The sequence below is a fragment of the Acidomonas methanolica genome (assembly GCF_004346035.1).
Lineage (GTDB): Bacteria > Pseudomonadota > Alphaproteobacteria > Acetobacterales > Acetobacteraceae > Acidomonas > Acidomonas methanolica.
Genome location: NZ_SLZN01000003.1, coordinates 224,433 through 241,192 on the forward strand (window position 1 = coordinate 224,433; position 16,760 = coordinate 241,192).

Below are 16,760 nucleotides of genomic sequence, written 5' to 3' on the forward strand. Positions count from 1 at the left end.
AGATGTCGCGGTTACAGCGGCGCGCTGTCGACCAGCAGGATTTCGCTGTCGCTCAGGGCGCTGATCGAAAGCGTCTCGGTGTCGCTGATGGCGCCTCCGTCGCGGGCGTTCAGCCGATGTCCTTCGATTTCGATCGCGCCGCTCGCGGGCACCACATAGGCCAGCCGGTCGCGCCCCAGCTTGTAGGTCACGGTTTCGCCGGCCTTGAGGGTGCCGGCGGCGATTTTCGCGTCCGACCGGATCGGCAGCGCCTCCCCGTCCTCCGGATCTCCCGAGGCGAGCACGGTCAGCCGGTTCGCGCGATCGCCGGCGGGGAAGCGCCGGCTGTCCCAGCGGGGGGTGTCGCCACGGCGATCCGGCAGCAGCCAGATCTGGAACAGGGTCGTGGTCTCGGCTTCGCGATTATATTCGCTGTGGACGATTCCCGTCCCGGCGGACATGACCTGCACGTCCCCCGCTTCGGTGCGGCCCTGGTTGCCGAGGCTGTCCTGGTGGGTGATGGCGCCCTTGCGCACATAGGTGACGATTTCCATGTCCCGATGCGGATGTGCGCCGAAGCCGGTATCGGGCGCGATCTCGTCGTCGTTCCAGACCCGCAGCCGCCCCCAATGGACGCGGCGGGGATCATGGTAATCGGCAAATGAAAAATGGTGACGCGCGTTCAACCAGCCGTGATCGGCATGGCCCAGCGTCTCGAAGCGGCGAATCTCAATCATAATGGGCTCCTTTTCTTGCGACCCGGTCAATCGTGGAGCTGATGAGATCGTGAGGGATGAATATCTCAACAAGAGGAAACATTATAAAGCAATCGTTTCCCGGTTTTGCCCCTTGGCGGGGCGTTACCCTGCATGAGAGTCAAGCCGGGACACGACCGGGACATGCGACTGTTTGCCGCCGTGCGAGGCTGGGTGTAACGTGGCGACCCTTGCGCTCATGGTTGGAACGCTCCATCTGCGGCGCCGGCTGCCCTGAGGACTGGAAAAGAATGACTGCTTCTTCCTATGATTACGACGCCCTGTTTCAGCAGGCGCTGGACGGCCTGAAAGCAGATGGCAGCTACCGTCACTTCGCGGACCTCGAACGGCGGGCCGGGCATTTCCCGAGGGCGTTCCATCACGGGCTGGGGCGCGAGGTCACGGTCTGGTGTTCGAATGATTATCTGGGCATGGGCCAGCATCCGGCCGTTCTGGCGGCCATGCATGAGAGTCTGGACCGGAGCGGGGCCGGAGCGGGCGGCACGCGCAATATTTCCGGCACCAATCACGAGCATGTGGCGCTCGAGCGCGAACTGGCCGACCTGCATGGCAAGGAAGCGGCGCTTCTGTTCAATTCCGGCTATCTGTCCAACTGGGCGACTCTCGGCACGATCGCGGCGCGCATCAAGGGGTGCGTCGTGTTGTCCGACGAAGCGAATCACGCGTCGATGATCGAGGGCATCCGCCATTCCCGGGCGGAGAAGCAGGTTTTCCGGCATAACGATCCGGTCGATCTCGAAGCGCGGCTGAAGGCGCTGCCGCTGGACGCGCCCAAGATCGTCGCCTTCGAATCGGTCTATTCCATGGATGGCGATATCGCGCCGATCGAGGCGTTCTGCGATCTGGCCGACAAATACGGGGCGATGACCTATCTCGACGAGGTGCATGCCGTGGGGCTGTACGGTCATCAGGGGGGCGGCGTGGCCGAGCAGCTCGGCCTGGCCCATCGGCTGACGGTGATCGAGGGCACGCTGGGCAAGGGCTTCGGCGTGGTGGGCGGTTATATCTCGGGCTCGGCGGCGTTGTGCGACTTCGTGCGCTCCTTCGCCTCGGGCTTCATCTTTTCCACCGCCCTGCCGCCGATGGTGGCGGCTGGCGCGCTCGCCAGCATCCGGTATCTGCGCGCCAGCCAGGAAGAACGCCGCCTGCACAAGGATCGCGTGGCCTATCTGCGCGCGCGGCTCGACGAGGCGGGCATTCCGCATCTCGTCAACCCGTCGCATATCGTGCCGGTCATGGTGGGTGAGGCGGTGCGGTGCCGCGGGTTGTCCGATGAGCTGCTGGCACGGTTCGGGCATTATATTCAGCCGATCAATTATCCCACCGTCGCGCGTGGGACCGAGCGCCTGCGCATCACCCCCGGCCCGCTGCATAGCCGCGCGGATATTGATGATCTCGTCGGCGCTCTGGCGACGCTGTGGAAAGAACAGGGCATGGCGGCCGCCGCCGCCTGAGGGCCGGGTGTTTGGCAACGACCGAGGCTTTCGCGCGTAAGTCCCGAATGGGCGGGCGAGGTCGGCCCTATCCGAATACTATGACAGATCAGGGGTAAAGCCGTATGCGTCGAGGCGCGGGCATGCCGATATGCGGTCGCCATTTCCTTTCTCGAATTCTCCTCCTGCTGGGACTGGCACTCTTGCCGACGGCACTTGCGTGCCCGGCTTTCGCGCAGGCGGGGGCCGGGAAGGCCGCGCCGCAACTTTCGGATGCGCAGGCGCAGCAGCTTCTCGGCGTGCTGAACGACGCCACGAAGCGGAAGCAATTCGTCGAAACGTTGCAGAATCTCGTGCAGGCTCAGAGCGGGGCGGTTTCGACCTCGCCTGCGACAAGTTCCGCCGCGGCCGTCGCGAAGCCTCTCGAACCGAACAGCCTTGGCATCCAGCTTCTTGGCGGCGCCACGACGGTCGGGACGGTCGTGGCGCGCAGATCATCGGAAATCGCCCGCACCATTCTCGATTTTCGTGAGGTGCGCGGCTGGAGCCGTCAGATCACGACGGATGACGCGAAGCGGGCCGAGGTGCTCAAGATCCTTCTCCGCGCCGTGGTCTTCATCGCGGTGGCGACGGGGCTTTACCTGCTGGCGGCGCTCTGCATCCGGCGGCCGAAATCGGGATTGTCGCGCGCGGCGCAGCGTCGCTGGGAAGCGGAACGCGCTACTGTCGCCCGCGATCAGCGCGAGGCGGAGAATGCGGCCCAGCGCGATGCGCGGGAGCGCACCACCCAGGCCGTCATCGCGCAGGGTAGTGCGGAAGGCATGGCCTCGAACGCGCAGGATGCCGCGATCGAGGTAGACAAGGTGCGCGCCGAGGTCGCGGACGAGAAGGCGGCGCGGATTCGCCATCAAGGCGCGCTGTCGCGGCTTCTCGTCTCCATCCGGCGGACGCCCTTTGCGGCGGGGTGCCTGCTGCTCGACCTGATTCCGATCGCCATGATCTTCCTCGCGGCGACCGGATTGATCGCGGTGGATCCCGCCGGGGATCGCGGCACTGAAGAGATCGTGCGCGCGCTGGCGACGTGCGGCGTCATAACGACAGGTCTCCTGGCGCTGGCAGGTATAGTGATCGCGCCAAGGCAGCCGTGGATGAGATTGATCAATCTCACCGACTGGGCGGCGAAATTTCTTTATCGGTGGATTTGCCGCATCGTGACCGTGAGCGGGGTCGGGACGGCGGTCATCGTGCTGCTGAAGGAGTGTTTCCTCCCGGATCATGTGATCGCCGCCTTGTTGAAAATCCTTGCCCTGGCGGTTCACCTGCTGATTGCGGCGATGATCATATACGCCCGGGCGCCCGTCGCGGCGTTTTGCGTGCGGGTGGCGAAAGGGGAATATGCCACGCGGGCGCTCGCGGTTTTCGCGCGCGTCTGGTGGATTGTGGCACTGTTCTTCGATCTCGGTCTGTGGCTCGTCTGGGCGGCGGGGATACGCGACGGGTATGAGGAGATATGGACCTTCTTCCTGCGCTCGGTGATCGCGCTGGTCATCGTGAGGTTGATCGCCATCGCCGCCTATGGTCTGCTGGAGCGCGGGTTTCGCAAGGCGCCGGAACTGGGAATCGTCAGCGAGGAAATTTCCGCGCGCTTCGGGGTGTATTATCCGATTCTGCGCCGGATCGTCGGCGTCGTGATCTTTCTTCTCGGCGTTTTCGCATTCGCCCTGGCCTGGGGCGCGCCGATCGACCAGATATTCGGGCAGGACAGGCTCGGAAGGCGGCTCTTCGTTTCCTTGTTGACCGTACTGGTGACGCTGGTGATCGCGACGGTCGTCTGGGAGATCGTCAATATCGCGATCGAACGGCAGGTGAAGCGCGTCAGCGATCAGGAAGACGGTGTGGTCAAGGTGGCCAGAATCCGCACCCTACAGCCGATGATGCGAATCCTGCTGCTCTTCGTGCTCGCTTCGGTGCTGATCCTGACCATCCTGAGCGAAATCGGCGTCAATGTCGCGCCGCTTCTGGCGGGGGCTTCCATTTTCGGCGTGGCGCTGGGTTTCGGTTCGCAGAAGCTTGTCCAGGACTTCATCAACGGCATTTTCCTGCTGATGGAAAATGCTCTGACCGTGGGTGACGCCGTGACGCTGAATGGCGTCGGCGGTGTGGTGGAACGGCTTTCCGTCCGCACCGTTCATGTGCGTGGCTCAGACGGGTCGATGAATATTTTCCCCTTCAGTTCCCTGAGCCTGATCACGAATTTCAACCGTGATTACGCCAAGGCGCTGATCGCGGCCGAAGTCTCCTATGACACGAATACCGACGATGTCGCCCGGGCCCTGGCGGATATTACGGCCGAGATGAGGGAAGACGAGGCGTTCCGGGATGTCATCCTCGGCGATTTCGAACTCTGGGGGGTCGATTCGTTCAATGATTCGTCGATCACGGTGAAAGGGGCGATCAAGACCCTCACGAGCGCGCGTTGGCCGGTGTTCCGGGAGTTCAATCGCCGGATGAAAAAATGCTTCGACGCGCGCGGGATCGACATGCCCTTCCCGACGCGCACGGTGCAGATCGACGGGTTGGACGAACTCATCGACGTCCGTCAGACGCAACAGGAGACGCCGAAGCCTGACGATTCGTCGCACGTCGCGGCGTTGCCGTCGCCGCCCTCGTAAGGGGGATGACGGCGCGGCGTCCGTCGTTAGATGTCAGCCGTTCTGGGCCGACGTGTCCAGCGGACGGGCTTCCTCGGGCAGCATGATGGGGATGCCGTCGCGGATCGGGTAGGCGAGGCGGGCGCGGGGGCTGCGGAGTTCCTGCGCGTCGCGGTCGTATTCCAGCGGTCCCTTGGTGAGCGGGCAGACGAGCATCGAAAGCAGGCGGGGGTCGAGATCAGTTGTCATGAAAGCGGTTTCCGTAAGGTTTTGACGTCTCATTCTTCGTCGGTGTCGAAATCGTCGTCGTCCTCGGGCGTGTCGTCGAGGAGGGTGAGAAGGAGGGCGGCGCGGACGCCCATGGTTTCGGCTTCGAGCAGGCTCTGTTTTTCGTCCGACGTGAAGGGGACCAGCATCGGCAGGACGATGAGGAGCGTGTCGTCCTCCATCTCCTCGATGGCGGACCAGCTTGTCCGCAGATGGTGCGCGTCCAGATAGCGGCGCAGGGAGTCGATCAGCCGTGTGCGGTCGAGAGACACGTTCCCGCCTTCCGTCAGATCGGCGGAGAAGGCGGAGCAGTCGATGCGCGCGCGGCGATATCCGCGCGTCAGCCCCGTTTCGCGCAGGAAGCGGAAGCGAATCACGCCGCTGAGCGTGACGGCGTAGGTGCCGTCCGCGCGCTCCGTGAAGGAGGTGATGCGACCCAGGCAGCCGATTCCATGCAGCGCCGGCGTGTCGGAATCGTCGAGGTCATCGACGGGCTGGATCATGCCGATGAGCCGGTTACTGGCCAGCGCATCCTCGATCAGCGCGATATAGCGCGGTTCGAAGATATTCAGCGGCAATTTGCCGGAGGGAAGCAGCACGGCGCCGGAGAGAGGGAAGAGGCCGATCTCCGCCGGCAGATCGGCGAGCGTCACCTCGCTCAGCGGGGGCACCATCCTGGGAATGTCATCGTGGACGGCCCAGGGATCGAAGCCTCTGGGCCGCTTGTCCTTCGATCCCGTCATGAGAACAGGATGGCGGAGAGTTTCCGCCGGGCCGGCATGGTGGCGGAATCCGCGTTGCCCCATGCGTCGAAGAAACGCAGGAGTTCGGTCTTGGCCGCTCCCTCGTTCCAGTTGCGATCGGCCTTGATGATATCGAGAAGCGCCTGCGCCGCCTGCGCGCGCCGGCCCGCGCCATTGAGCGCTCCCGCGAGTTTGAAGCGCAGTTCGTGATTGGCGGGGTCGGCGTCGCTCTGCGCCCGAACTTCCTCCAGGGCCGCGGCGGCGACGAGGCCCTCCTCGTGCAGGGCGAGGGCGGCGCGCGCGCCCGCGATTTCCGTATGGTCGGCGATTTTCGCCGGAATCTGGCTGATGACCTCCCTGGCCGCCTCGACATCGTTCAGCGCGATCATGGCGCGGATCATCCCCGCCCAGCCATCGGGGTTCTCCGGCTCGATCTGGAGCAGGGAGCCGAAGAGCGCGGCGGCTTCCTCGGGCTGGCTGTCCTGCAAGGCAGCCCGCGCCGCGGCGAGAATATCGGTCGCGGGCATCGCGCCGCCGCCGCTCATTTTCAGCAGCGCCTCGATGAAGCGTTTGACCTCGCTTTCCGGCTGCGCGCCCTGGATGAGGTCGATGATCTGGCCCTTGTAGAAGGCCGCGACCATAGGGATGGACTGGAGCGGCAGGCCGACCTGCATGAGTTGTGCGGCGAGCGCCTGGTTAGTCTCGATATCGACCTTGACGAGCTTCACTCGTCCGCGTGCGGCGCGTACGACCTTTTCCAGAATGGGGGTGAACTGCCGACATGGCCCGCACCACGGTGCCCAGAAATCCACCAATACGGGAAGCTGCCGGCTGGCGTCCATGACCTCCGTCATGAAGCTGTGCTGGTCGGCGTCTATGATAAGTGCCTCCGATGCGGCGGGCGATGCCGGAGGTGCAGATTTCGGAGGCGCGGAATCTGTGGCGAAAAACCCTGTCGCCGGCTTTGCGTCACGTTTCGGTCCGATGATGTGGTCCATGAGAGGTGGATCCTCGTTGGCAAGGGCGGCCGTTCCGGGCCGGTTCATGTTGCAAGATCGGCTTGCGCGTTGCCGAACGCAAGGCGGATGGCGACTCTTTGACATGGCGCAGGCCGGGCGCGGAAAAAAATCCGCAAATTTCGCTTTCCCCCTCTTGCATGGGGCTACCCAAACCCGTATCACCCCGATCCACGGAGTGCGGGCGTAGCTCAGGGGTAGAGCACAACCTTGCCAAGGTTGGGGTCGTGGGTTCGAATCCCATCGCCCGCTCCAGATCAATTTCCATGGACGTCTACTGAAGTCCACAAAGTCTTGAAATGGAACGGAAATCCGTTCGGTCGAGTTCCACTGAGAGCCATGGAATTCTACCGGCAGCCACCCGCTTTTAGTCCATAATCTAGTCCATCTTTGCGGGTGTGCCTGAATCCGGTTTCTTCCGGGTCCGAGCGGTGAGGGCAGGCGAAGATCGCTTCTGACGCAGTTCAGGAGCCACCCATGTCTCTTACAGATGTCGTCGTCCGCCAGGCCAGGGCCACCGGCAAGGACTACACGCTCGGCGATCAGGACGGCCTTTCCCTCTGTGTTCTGGCCGGAGGGAGCAAGTCCTGGCACTTCCGCTACAGCTGGATGGGCCGCCAGAAACGCATGTCGTTCGGCAGCTATCCCGAGATCAGCCTGCGTGAGGCGCGCGCTCTGCGGGATGAGGCACGGGCCTTGCTCGCCAAGGGCGTCAACCCGCGCATCGAGCGCCGACAGCAGCGATTTGCGGTTCGGCAGGCGGCAGAACACAGCTTCGAGGCGGTCTTCACTCAGTGGCACGCCCATCGCGCCCTCACCCTGCGTCACGGCCGTCAGACGGCACTGTCACAGGTCGAACGGGTCTTCGCCAAGGACGTGCTGCCGGTCCTCGGCAAGCTGTCGATCTATGACATCCGCCGCCATCATCTGCTGGACGCGCTCGGCCGGGTCGAGCAGCGCGACGCGTTGAGTGTGGCGAAGAAGATTCGCACCTGGTTCAACCAGATGTTCCGCTATGCTCTGGTCAAGGTGCCGGGGCTGGAGAGCAATCCGGCCTCGGACCTCGATGTGGTCGCCCAGCCGCAGCCGCCGGTGCGGAACAACCCTTTCCTGCGCCTGGAAGAGATGCCGCCTTTCCTGAAGCGCCTCCGGCGTTACCGGGGTCGTCTGCAAACCCAGCTCGGGCTTCGCCTGCTTCTGCTGACCGGCGTGCGGACGGGAGAATTGCGCTTGGCCACCCCGGACCAGTTCCATCTCGATGAAGGGCTTTGGATCATCCCGCCCGAGACGGTAAAGCAGCTACAGCTCTCCATGCGCAAGAAACGCCAGAGGCCGCAGGACATCCCGCCTTATATTGTGCCGCTCTCGGCTCAGGCGACCGAGATCGTGCGTCATCTGCTGGCGCGGATGGTGCCAGCCCAACGCTATCTCTTTCACCACACGTCGAATCTGAAGAAGCGCATCAGCGAGAACACGCTGAATGCGGCGCTCAAGCGGATGGGCTATGCGGACCAGTTGACCGGCCACGGCATCCGGGGAACGATCTCCACCGCACTGAACGAGATCGGCTACCCCCTGAGCTGGGTTGATGCCCAGTTGTCGCACGTGGACCCGCATCGGACCAGCGCCACCTATAACCACGCCCGTTATGTGGAGCCGCGTCGGCGCATGATGCAGGACTGGGCCGACCGGCTCGACCTGCTGGAACAGGATCGGGTCGAGGCCGCAAGCGCCCATCTGGCCGTCCGGATCGAGGACGACGATGCGGTCGCCGAGAACCGGGAGATCGAACATCGCGTTCCCGTGTCCCCGATGCTACGGCTGGTCGCTCGGCAGGAGGAACCCGCGCCGATCCATCGTTTGTCGGCGGTCCGTCGGGCTGGACCGGAGGAAAATCCGTCGCTGTCGCCGCTTCAGCGGGAGCGGATTCTGCTTCTGGACATTCTGGATTCGCCCCATAATCTTCCGGTGGCCGAGTTTGCGAAACTGACGGGCAAGTCCCGCCGCTGGGTCAATTACGAAATCCAGGGCGGAAACCTGCTGGCGGTAACCGTCGGCAACCGAGGTCAGCGCGTGCCCGACTGGCATCTCGATCCCGTCAGGCACCGGCTGATCCAGGCGGTGCTGAAGCAGGCATGGGATGCTGATCCCTGGCAGATCTATCATGCTCTCTCCCGTCCCAACGCGATGCTTGACGGACAGGTGCCCGTGCAGATCGTGACGCAAGAGACTCTGCGCGAGGTCGTCAAGGCCGTGGGCTTCGCGTTGAGGACTCCGGCGCCATCGCTTCGCGAAGCCGGGTGACGCGGGTTGATGCAGTCAATTTGGCTCTTCCCGCGTGGGGCAAGTCGGCCTTGTGGGCGTGAAGTCCGTCGTCCGCGCGCGATTACCGGCTGGCGGAATCAGGTGTTCAGTGCCCGGCGTGAGACCGTGAAGGCCTGCGCGGAGAGTCAGGCCGGGACGGGAGGCGCCGCTCACCTGCTGCTATATCCAGTGTGATGGAACCTTCTGCGGCGGGGCGCGTGGTGTCTTCTACGCTGTAGGGGCCGACGGGCCGGAGGATCTGACGGACTTCATCCGCGAATTGACGATGCGGATGTAAACCGATCTCGGCACGCGGCTGAACATGATGGCAGTGAACCATTTCAACATCGCGCATTCCGATGTTTATGTTGCGGTCGACCGCAGCGACGATCACAGCAAAAACCTTGTGATCAATTGGGGGCTACCTGCCTCGACTGCTACCTTCATGACCCGCGCGTTCGGCGTGTGTGCCGAACCGCCAGTTTTCGCGGCTATCGACGCCATTTCCCTCATGATCGTTTTCAAAAAATGCAACAGAACTGTCACGATATTTAATAATCCCCACGTGATACGTGCTTCGCAACGCGACCTCAAGGTGGCGGGATGTTCTGATTGCATGAGTTAAAACTGAGGGCGCGATGTCTCGTTCGGAATTCTTAGTTAAATTCTTGTATAATAAAAATTTAAGTAATACGGTCACGGGTCACGGGTCACGGGTCACGGGTCACGGGTCACGGGTCACGGGTCACGGGTCACGGGTCACGGGTCACGGGTCACGGGTCACGGGTCATAGCGCGTTACAACGCGACGAAAACGGCCCAGTCGGTTGAAGTAACGCACGCTCTAGCTTCCGGAGCGTTGTTATGCGCCACAATGCTGTTCAGCGCACCCGTCATGTCCGCGCGAGCAGCAGAAAATACAATACCTCCACAGTCTACAAAAAAGATAACACACACAAAAGATATTCGTACACAAGATCAGGTTTCACCCGGGCTGCTCCCAGGTAAGTCGGTAAAGCAGAAATCTATTCAGAATCCACACAAAAACGAAAATATCCTCGTGGTGGGCCACTCGACCGATTCTGCCATCTATCAGGCTCCAAGCAAGGCGCCGCTGGAAGCGTTTCAGCCCACCTCTCTTATTAGCCAGCACTTCATCGAAAACAATATTCCTCCCACGGGCAACTACGACACGGTCGCGATTCTTACGCCGAGCGTTATGTCGATCTCTCCGAACGGTCCGGGGCTGTCCGAAGCTGGGAACATGTCCATTCGCGGTTTTCAGGACGGCGAATACAACGTGACTTTCGACGGCATCCCTTTTGCGGATGGCAATAACTTTACCCATCACTCGACCGGCTATTTCATGTCCCACTCGCTTGGCGATACCAGTGTCGATCGCGGGCCGGGCGATGCCAGTACGCTAGGTTATGCAACCTTCGGGGGCACGATCTCAGTCAAGGGCAAAGACCCGAAAGCGCAGCGCTCTGTCGAGACTTTTGGCAGCATGGGCGCGTGGAATACCTATACTTACGGTGGTGAAATTAATTCTGGAAAGATGAAGAAGCTCAACGGCGCTTCTTTCGTCTTTGACGGCACAGGTTCGAGTAGCGACGGTTATCTGACGTATTCTGGGCAGCAGCGCTGGAACCTATACTCAAAGGGGATACAGCCGATTGGCGAACATACCACTCTGACCTTTATGGGTTTGTATAATAATCTTAACCATAATACCACTTTAGGAGCAACTCGCGAGGAAATCGCCAAATACGGACCGAATTACGGACTGTCCAACAATCCAAATTCCCAGAATTACTATAAATATAATACTGACGCGATCCAGACCGATATGGCCTATGTCGCGCTGCACAGCGATCTCGGAAACAACTGGACGATCGACAATAAAGTGTACACCTATGCCTATTATCATCACGGTCACAACACCAATGATGTGAACGGCACGATTTCCGCGCAGTACAATACGACCGCCGCCAGAGCAGGAGTGACATGCGGCGCAAAATACAAAGGAACAATCTATGAATCCGGTCCTGGATGCGAATTCGGTCAGGCGATGCGTCAGGATTACCGCGCGTGGGGCGATGTCTTCGCTCTGAAGCGCGATTTCGGTCTTGCCAAGCTGGATGTGGGTTTCTGGCTGGAACACCAGACCGATACCCGCCAGCAAGGCAATTTCAACTATGCGGTTGGCAAATTCACGAACACACCGAACCTCAACCGGCTGATGACGCTCGAAAATTTCAGCGCTCAACCTTATGTGCAGCTCACCTTTCGTCCACTGCCGAACCTCACGGTCTCGCCGGGCTTCAAATACGCGCTGATGGATCGTCAAATCAACGCGCCCATCAACCAGAAAACCGGCACACCGCTTAATTATGATCAGACCTACGGCACACCGATGCCGTCACTTAACGTGCATTACATGGCCGCGAAAAACTGGTCGGCCTATCTGCAAGTCGCCCGTGGCTTTCTGGCACCGGACGCCGCGTATTTCTATACGCCCGACCCGTCTGCCAACAAAGTCAGTCCGGAAAACACCATGAACTACCAGATCGGAACGTCATGGCAGAGCCGACGTTTTACCGTGTCCGCTGATGTCTATTATATTGATTTTAGTAATTTTGTGACCAGCTCCAACCAGAATATTCCTGGTTATGGTCCGATGAAGGTCTACTATAATCAAGGCGGCGTGAATTATTACGGCATCGAGGGTGAGGCTTCATATTACGTTGGCGGTGGCGTGACTTTGTTCGCCAACGGTAGCCTCAATCAGTCCAAAACGCAGAATACGGGGGCACCTCTAGCCGAAGCGCCGGATGCAACGGCGGCAGGTGGTATCATCTACGAGCACAATGGCTTCTATGCTTCCGTGATCGACAAATGGATCGGCGCTCGCGCGGGTCAGATCAGTTCCAAAGGGATCGCCGAGAAGGGTCTGGATCCCTTCAATCAACTCAATCTCTCCGTGAGCTACACCTTCCAGCAGCATTCGCATGGAATCCCGCCGATCAAGCTGGGCCTGCACGTTACCAATCTGGCCAACAGCACGAAAATCGTAGACTACGCCGGTTCGACTGCCGATGGAAATGACCTCTGGATTTCCCAGGCCGGACGCGGATTTTTCGGAAGCGTCTCAGTGCCGCTCGGTTTCTGATTGCGCATTCGGTTTCTCTGGCGAGGCGCGATCTTCTTATGATGGTGCTTCGTCAGAGGCAGATTTCTGACATTCTAGAAAAGAAAGAACGCTTCTCATGGTCAATCCATTCAGCCAGATGCCGTCCCGACGATTTTTCCGCATGAAGATGTTGGCTGCCTGCGGCCTATCCGCCATCGCGGCGACGCTCGCCACTCAGCAGGCGCAGGCCGTGCCAACGGACGCGATGCTTGCCCCACCCCCGGCTGTCGGTTCCCCGCTGGACAAGGCAGATCATGAAATCTTCGAGGCGACACGTGCGCTGAAGGGAACCCGTCGCTGGACATTGGCCACGCAGGACGCCGACCTCAAGCCGGCCGCGCTGCTGAAGGATTTTTCCTGTGCCGCCGGGTTCGAGATTGACGCCGCGCGCGCACCGCATCTCGTGGCGCTGATCAAATCCTTGCAGGCCCAGGCGAAAGCCGCCGTCTCGGCTGATAAGGTCGCTTTTGCCCGTGTCCGTCCGTTCGTCGGCAATGACGCACCAATCTGCACGCCGCGCAAGCCGAATGCCAAATCTGGTTTCGCCTATCCGTCCGGCCATACGACTAATGGCTGGTCGAGCGCGCTGCTCCTCAGCCGCCTGCTGCCCGAGCGCGAAGCGGAGATCCTGCGTCGTGGCCGTGTGATCGGCGAAAGCAGGATCGTCTGCGGTGTGCATTGGGCATCGGACGTGACGGCGGGCTATCAGGAAGGTGCCTCTGTTTTCGCACGCTTCGAGACCGACCCGTCAACGGCGGCGGAGATAGAAGCCGCACGTGCGGAACTCGCCGCGCTGAAAAAGACGGCTCCAGCACCTGATGGGGAGCGTTGCGCGATCGAACTGGATGCGGCGGAGCATTCTCCCTTTACTCAGCCGTGAGATGATATAGCTGGATTTTGCCATCCGTGAAGGCACCAGAACCGGCGTTAAACAGGTTCGCTCGCGGGACCGGAATTATGGAATTTACGGGAAGGTTGTGCCGAACGCCTGTCTCAAGGGTTCCGTATATCCCTTACCCATTTTTGTGCTGATCAATGGAAAAGATGCGTTCATCATGATGTAAGTTCGTAAGCTCCCGGCGACTGATGCCGCGCTGAATATTTCTGGTCTGGTTCAGCTATGAAGCATGAGCGATTTTAGAGATACGGACGTGGTCCTACCTGCGAGTGTCGCAGGTGGGACCGCAAAGAGGCTGGTTGAGAGACCCGATAAGCCCATTGACCCCTTCGACCCGTTAGTAAAACGAGCGGGTGTTAGATTTTTCTCTCGCCACGATAAAGCACAAGAATGGCTATAGCGATTGCCGCGAGAGGCACGAACCATGCCGCCAATACAGGTGGCAGATCGCCATTTTCTCCCAGGAGACCACACGCCCGGATCGCGGAATGTGCGAGATAACCGACGAAAAGAATGCTGCCGACGACCACGGCTTTGTTGGTATAGGCCAGAAGCGTGATAGACAGAGCGGCGGCTAGAACGGCCATGGTACCGGGCAGCACGGTTTCGGCAATGATCATATGCAGTTGTGTACGATAAGGTGCCCTGTCGTAGCCCCGCTGCTCCCTTCCGGCCAATGACATTACGACAGGAAAGGGCACATATTGCACCTCCATGCCAATTACGCTCAACCACAGCGGGTCCAGCGTCAATCGCAGGTCCATGTCCGTGAAGGGCGTCATGGCATTTCCATGTAGCGCATCGTCCATCGACAGGCTGGTAATGCCATCCGGCGATTGCCATTTTCGCCCCATCCGGACACGCCAGACATCACTCGATCCGATCTGCTCCGCGCGGGCCGCGTGAACGATCTCCACAAGTCGGCCCGGGCCTGCAAAACGGAAAAACTCAAGCCGTGTCAATATGGGCCGGCCAGCCTGAATGACATGCGTGCTCAAAAGCCCGTCCGGAAGGGCGATCCAGTTGACAGTGCTTTCACGCGTGCGATCGAGGCGCTGGCCATCGCGTCCGATCTTCTCCTGCATCTGCACCGCCATCGAAGACGGACCAAGCCACGCATCCAGCGCGACATCCATCGGCCCAAGGCACATGCCGATCAGGATCGCGGGCATGAGGCTTTGGGCCGGAGAGCGACCGCTGTTCCAGAATAGCGTTCGTTCTCCCGAATAGGTGTGCATGAGTTCGGTCACGAACACGCCCAGATATGTTACAAACGGCACCAGCGGGCCGATCAGCCTCGGTGTTCGCAAAAAACAGAAACGCACCACGCACCGGGTCGTGCCCGTCGTGCAAGCTTGTGTGACACTGTCGATCTGAGGCCAGAGGTCAATCGTCAGCGCGACGAACCACAACACCAGAAGAATCAGCACGACCTGTCGGAGATAGGCCAGCAGCACATAGCGCGTATAGCGGCCGAACGGGACGAGGTGAATCCGGCGTGAAGGTGGACTCTGCATCACGCGCGCGCCAGCCGCGGGCGGAACAGCCAGTCCTGACACCAGAGAACGAGTAAGGTGGATGCCCCGGCCCCTGCCGACGTAAAAGCGAAAAGAACCATGATGACGAGGCTTGGATGGCCTTTCTCCATCGAGCGAATGATCCATTCGGTCGAAATGTTGAAGGACATCAGAATGATACAGGCCGAAGGCAATGCCAGATACACGGTCCGGCGCGTCGTCAGACATACACCGATGAGAGCGAGGAGGGGGGCCATCACGCACAGAAGGCCGCGCCCGATCCGTTCTCCCAATATCCTGGTCATGGTCTGGGGAGCAAATGCCCCGGTGCCGTGACCTGCCGCTGCCAGTTCGGCGGAGGTCATTTCTGTCCCGTCGAACCCTCTCGCGGCGAAGGGCAGGACATCGGAAAGGACTAAATTCCTGTCCGATGTCCGGGCGGAAAATGTCGAGGTCCCGCCATCGGCCGAGCAGGAAACGACCGTTGGATCGAAACAGAAAACGCGCCATGCCACGTCTTCGAGCTGGAGCGGAACATAGCCGTTGCCCCCTCCTTTTGCCACGCGGGCGCTCCCGGCGAGGATGATCCGGAAGCGGCCCGGCCCGTCGGGTTCGCGGATGAAGATATTGCGCTTGAAATGAGAGGTGTTGTCGATCTGGGGCGGCGCGAACATCACGCGGTCTTTGGGGAAATAGAACTGCCCGGCGCTTCTTCCCACGGTTAGCGCCCGGTATTCGGCCCGGAACAGGACAGCGCGTTGTTCATAGAGCGAGAATGGATTGACGACGCCTGACACGAACAGCGAGACGATGCAGGCCATGATTGCCAACGCCATGCCCGGCACAATCAGATGCCGCGGCCCCATGCCCACCGCACCCAGCACCAGCAATTCGCGGCTTTCGCGCATCTGGAGTACGGTCATATATGTCGCCGTCAGAAAGGCAATCGGCAGGGAGAGATCGAGAATCTGCGGGATGGTCAGGGCATAGACTGCGAGCGCCTCGGGAAGGCCTGCGTGATTACGCAACACATCGCGAAAGACCATGGGAAAGCGCTCGGACAGAAATATCGCCTCGACCAGTAGCATCACGAACAGCACCAGACGCAGGCTGTCACGCAGGAACTGGCGTATCCTCAATGTGCCATATTCCGCCAGGAGGGCGGACAGCCGCGGCGGCCGACCGGCTTTCAAGACTGCTGGTCCGGTCATATCCGAAATGTACCGCCGAGATAGGTCTCGCGAACACGCCGGTCAGCGACCAGAGTAGAGGCATCGCCCTCGGCCAACACGTGTCCGTCGAAAATCACATAGGCCCGATCTACGAGCCGAAGCAATTCGAGCGCGCTATGATCGGTTATCAGTACGCCAACTTGACCTTGCGTCAGGGCGCGGATCAGAGCCGCTATCTCCCCTACATTGACCGGATCAACCCCGGCGAACGGTTCATCCAGCAGTACAAAAGTCGGCTCGCAGGCTATGGAAACGGCAATCTCGCATCGCCGACGCTGTCCACCGGACAGTGATCCGATGCGCTCATGGCGAAGGGATTCGAGGCTGAAATCCGTCAATATCCGGTCAATGCGCTGAGCACGTTCCTTTTTGTTGCCTATGCGCGTTTCCAGAATGACGGTTATCGCCTGCTGCACGGTCATCGTGCGCGGCAGGAAACTCGCTTGCGGCAGATAGGTCAATCCGTGCCTCGCGCGCTCGAAAAACGGCAGAGGGGTTATATCTGTGTCGTCAAGAACAATCGTTCCGCAATCGGGTATCACTTCTCCGGTTATCATGCGGAATGTGGAGGACTTGCCCGCCCCGTTCGGTCCTAGCAGACCGACAATCTCGCCTCGGCGCACCATCAGGCTGACATCTCGTATGACCATACGATTGGGTTCTTCCGCACTTTTCGTGATGATGTTTTTTGATTATGCGGGCTGAAGGACACGCGCCCTGAGGAGTTCGAAGCCTGCTCTTCCGAACATGGT

At 60.5% G+C, this 16,760-nt stretch carries 13 protein-coding genes and 1 tRNA gene; 7 read left to right on the forward strand and 7 right to left on the reverse strand.

The genetic code is table 11. From position 1 onward, the window contains the following. Positions 1-11 precede the first annotated feature (11 nt). Positions 12-716: a pirin family protein gene (locus EDC31_RS04415; RefSeq protein WP_042059545.1), complete on the reverse strand. Its 705-nt coding sequence runs from the start codon at positions 714-716 to the stop codon at positions 12-14. Between the two features lie 269 nt (positions 717-985). Between EDC31_RS04415 and hemA the strand changes: the two genes are divergently transcribed. Together hemA and EDC31_RS04425 are read left to right on the forward strand one after the other, a co-directional pair. Then, positions 986-2,209 carry a 5-aminolevulinate synthase gene (gene hemA, locus EDC31_RS04420; RefSeq protein ID WP_042059547.1) on the forward strand — a complete coding sequence of 408 codons (1,224 nt, stop codon included), beginning with the start codon at positions 986-988 and terminating at the stop codon, positions 2,207-2,209. Positions 2,210-2,391: 182 nt separating this feature from the next. Further along, positions 2,392-4,860, forward strand: coding sequence for a mechanosensitive ion channel family protein (locus EDC31_RS04425; protein ID WP_158310328.1), 2,469 nt, complete (start codon positions 2,392-2,394; stop codon positions 4,858-4,860). Positions 4,861-4,893: 33 nt separating this feature from the next. On the opposite strand, the gene EDC31_RS04430 is transcribed toward EDC31_RS04425, so the two are convergent. From EDC31_RS04430 to EDC31_RS04440, 3 genes are all read right to left on the reverse strand, one after another. Further along, the gene (locus EDC31_RS04430; protein ID WP_239641684.1) at positions 4,894-5,121 is read right to left on the reverse strand and encodes a Trm112 family protein; all 228 of its coding nucleotides are present in this window, start codon (positions 5,119-5,121) and stop codon (positions 4,894-4,896) included. Then, the gene (locus EDC31_RS04435; protein WP_239641685.1) at positions 5,118-5,780 is read right to left on the reverse strand and encodes an LON peptidase substrate-binding domain-containing protein; all 663 of its coding nucleotides are present in this window, start codon (positions 5,778-5,780) and stop codon (positions 5,118-5,120) included. The genes EDC31_RS04430 and EDC31_RS04435 overlap by 4 nt, the downstream gene beginning before the upstream one ends. A 65-nt stretch (positions 5,781-5,845) precedes the next feature. Further along, entirely contained in the window at positions 5,846-6,952 is a 1,107-nt protein-coding gene (locus EDC31_RS04440; protein WP_081797641.1) for a tetratricopeptide repeat protein, read from the reverse strand. 93 nt (positions 6,953-7,045) lie between these two features. Between EDC31_RS04440 and EDC31_RS04445 the strand changes: the two genes are divergently transcribed. The 5 genes from EDC31_RS04445 to EDC31_RS04465 all read left to right on the forward strand — a co-directional run bounded on the left by EDC31_RS04445 (position 7,046) and on the right by EDC31_RS04465 (position 13,241). Continuing rightward, a tRNA-Gly gene (locus EDC31_RS04445) sits at positions 7,046-7,120 on the forward strand. 222 nt (positions 7,121-7,342) lie between these two features. Next, complete coding sequence (locus EDC31_RS04450; protein WP_042059560.1) at positions 7,343-9,169, forward strand: tyrosine-type recombinase/integrase; 1,827 nt, start codon at positions 7,343-7,345, stop codon at positions 9,167-9,169. A gap of 322 nt (positions 9,170-9,491) precedes the next feature. Next, on the forward strand, positions 9,492-9,794 hold the full coding sequence (locus tag EDC31_RS04455; RefSeq protein ID WP_042059562.1) for a hypothetical protein: 303 nt from the start codon (positions 9,492-9,494) through the stop codon (positions 9,792-9,794). Between the two features lie 248 nt (positions 9,795-10,042). Then, positions 10,043-12,340 carry a TonB-dependent receptor gene (locus EDC31_RS04460; RefSeq protein WP_081797763.1) on the forward strand — a complete coding sequence of 766 codons (2,298 nt, stop codon included), beginning with the start codon at positions 10,043-10,045 and terminating at the stop codon, positions 12,338-12,340. A gap of 142 nt (positions 12,341-12,482) precedes the next feature. Beyond that, positions 12,483-13,241, forward strand: coding sequence for an acid phosphatase (locus EDC31_RS04465; RefSeq protein ID WP_158310345.1), 759 nt, complete (start codon positions 12,483-12,485; stop codon positions 13,239-13,241). 374 nt (positions 13,242-13,615) lie between these two features. Here EDC31_RS04465 and EDC31_RS04470 read toward each other — a convergent pair whose 3' ends face one another. The 3 genes from EDC31_RS04470 to lptB are packed head-to-tail and all read right to left on the reverse strand — an operon-like array spanning position 13,616 to position 16,658. Then, positions 13,616-14,776: an LptF/LptG family permease gene (locus EDC31_RS04470; protein WP_052512063.1), complete on the reverse strand. Its 1,161-nt coding sequence runs from the start codon at positions 14,774-14,776 to the stop codon at positions 13,616-13,618. Continuing rightward, complete coding sequence (locus EDC31_RS04475) at positions 14,776-15,969, reverse strand: LptF/LptG family permease (protein WP_042060493.1); 1,194 nt, start codon at positions 15,967-15,969, stop codon at positions 14,776-14,778. The genes EDC31_RS04470 and EDC31_RS04475 overlap by 1 nt, the downstream gene beginning before the upstream one ends. Positions 15,970-15,983: 14 nt before the next feature. Continuing rightward, positions 15,984-16,658, reverse strand: a complete 675-nt coding sequence (gene lptB, locus EDC31_RS04480; protein ID WP_081797759.1) for an LPS export ABC transporter ATP-binding protein — start codon at positions 16,656-16,658, stop codon at positions 15,984-15,986. Positions 16,659-16,760 lie beyond the last annotated feature (102 nt).

What these genes read in the sequence shown, in the direction of transcription:
- EDC31_RS04435 (WP_239641685.1), bottom strand. Translation starts at nt 5,780, where the DNA reads ATGGTGCCCCCGCTGAGCGAGGTGACGCTCGCCGATCTGCCGGCGGAG.
- EDC31_RS04430 (WP_239641684.1), bottom strand. Translation starts at nt 5,121, where the DNA reads ATGAGACGTCAAAACCTTACGGAAACCGCTTTCATGACAACTGATCTC.
- EDC31_RS04440 (WP_081797641.1), bottom strand. Translation starts at nt 6,952, where the DNA reads ATGTCAAAGAGTCGCCATCCGCCTTGCGTTCGGCAACGCGCAAGCCGA.
- lptB (WP_081797759.1), bottom strand. Translation starts at nt 16,658, where the DNA reads ATGGTCATACGAGATGTCAGCCTGATGGTGCGCCGAGGCGAGATTGTC.
- EDC31_RS04455 (WP_042059562.1), top strand. Translation starts at nt 9,492, where the DNA reads ATGATGGCAGTGAACCATTTCAACATCGCGCATTCCGATGTTTATGTT.
- EDC31_RS04470 (WP_052512063.1), bottom strand. Translation starts at nt 14,776, where the DNA reads ATGCAGAGTCCACCTTCACGCCGGATTCACCTCGTCCCGTTCGGCCGC.
- EDC31_RS04450 (WP_042059560.1), top strand. Translation starts at nt 7,343, where the DNA reads ATGTCTCTTACAGATGTCGTCGTCCGCCAGGCCAGGGCCACCGGCAAG.
- EDC31_RS04460 (WP_081797763.1), top strand. Translation starts at nt 10,043, where the DNA reads ATGCTGTTCAGCGCACCCGTCATGTCCGCGCGAGCAGCAGAAAATACA.
- EDC31_RS04415 (WP_042059545.1), bottom strand. Translation starts at nt 716, where the DNA reads ATGATTGAGATTCGCCGCTTCGAGACGCTGGGCCATGCCGATCACGGC.
- hemA (WP_042059547.1), top strand. Translation starts at nt 986, where the DNA reads ATGACTGCTTCTTCCTATGATTACGACGCCCTGTTTCAGCAGGCGCTG.
- EDC31_RS04465 (WP_158310345.1), top strand. Translation starts at nt 12,483, where the DNA reads ATGAAGATGTTGGCTGCCTGCGGCCTATCCGCCATCGCGGCGACGCTC.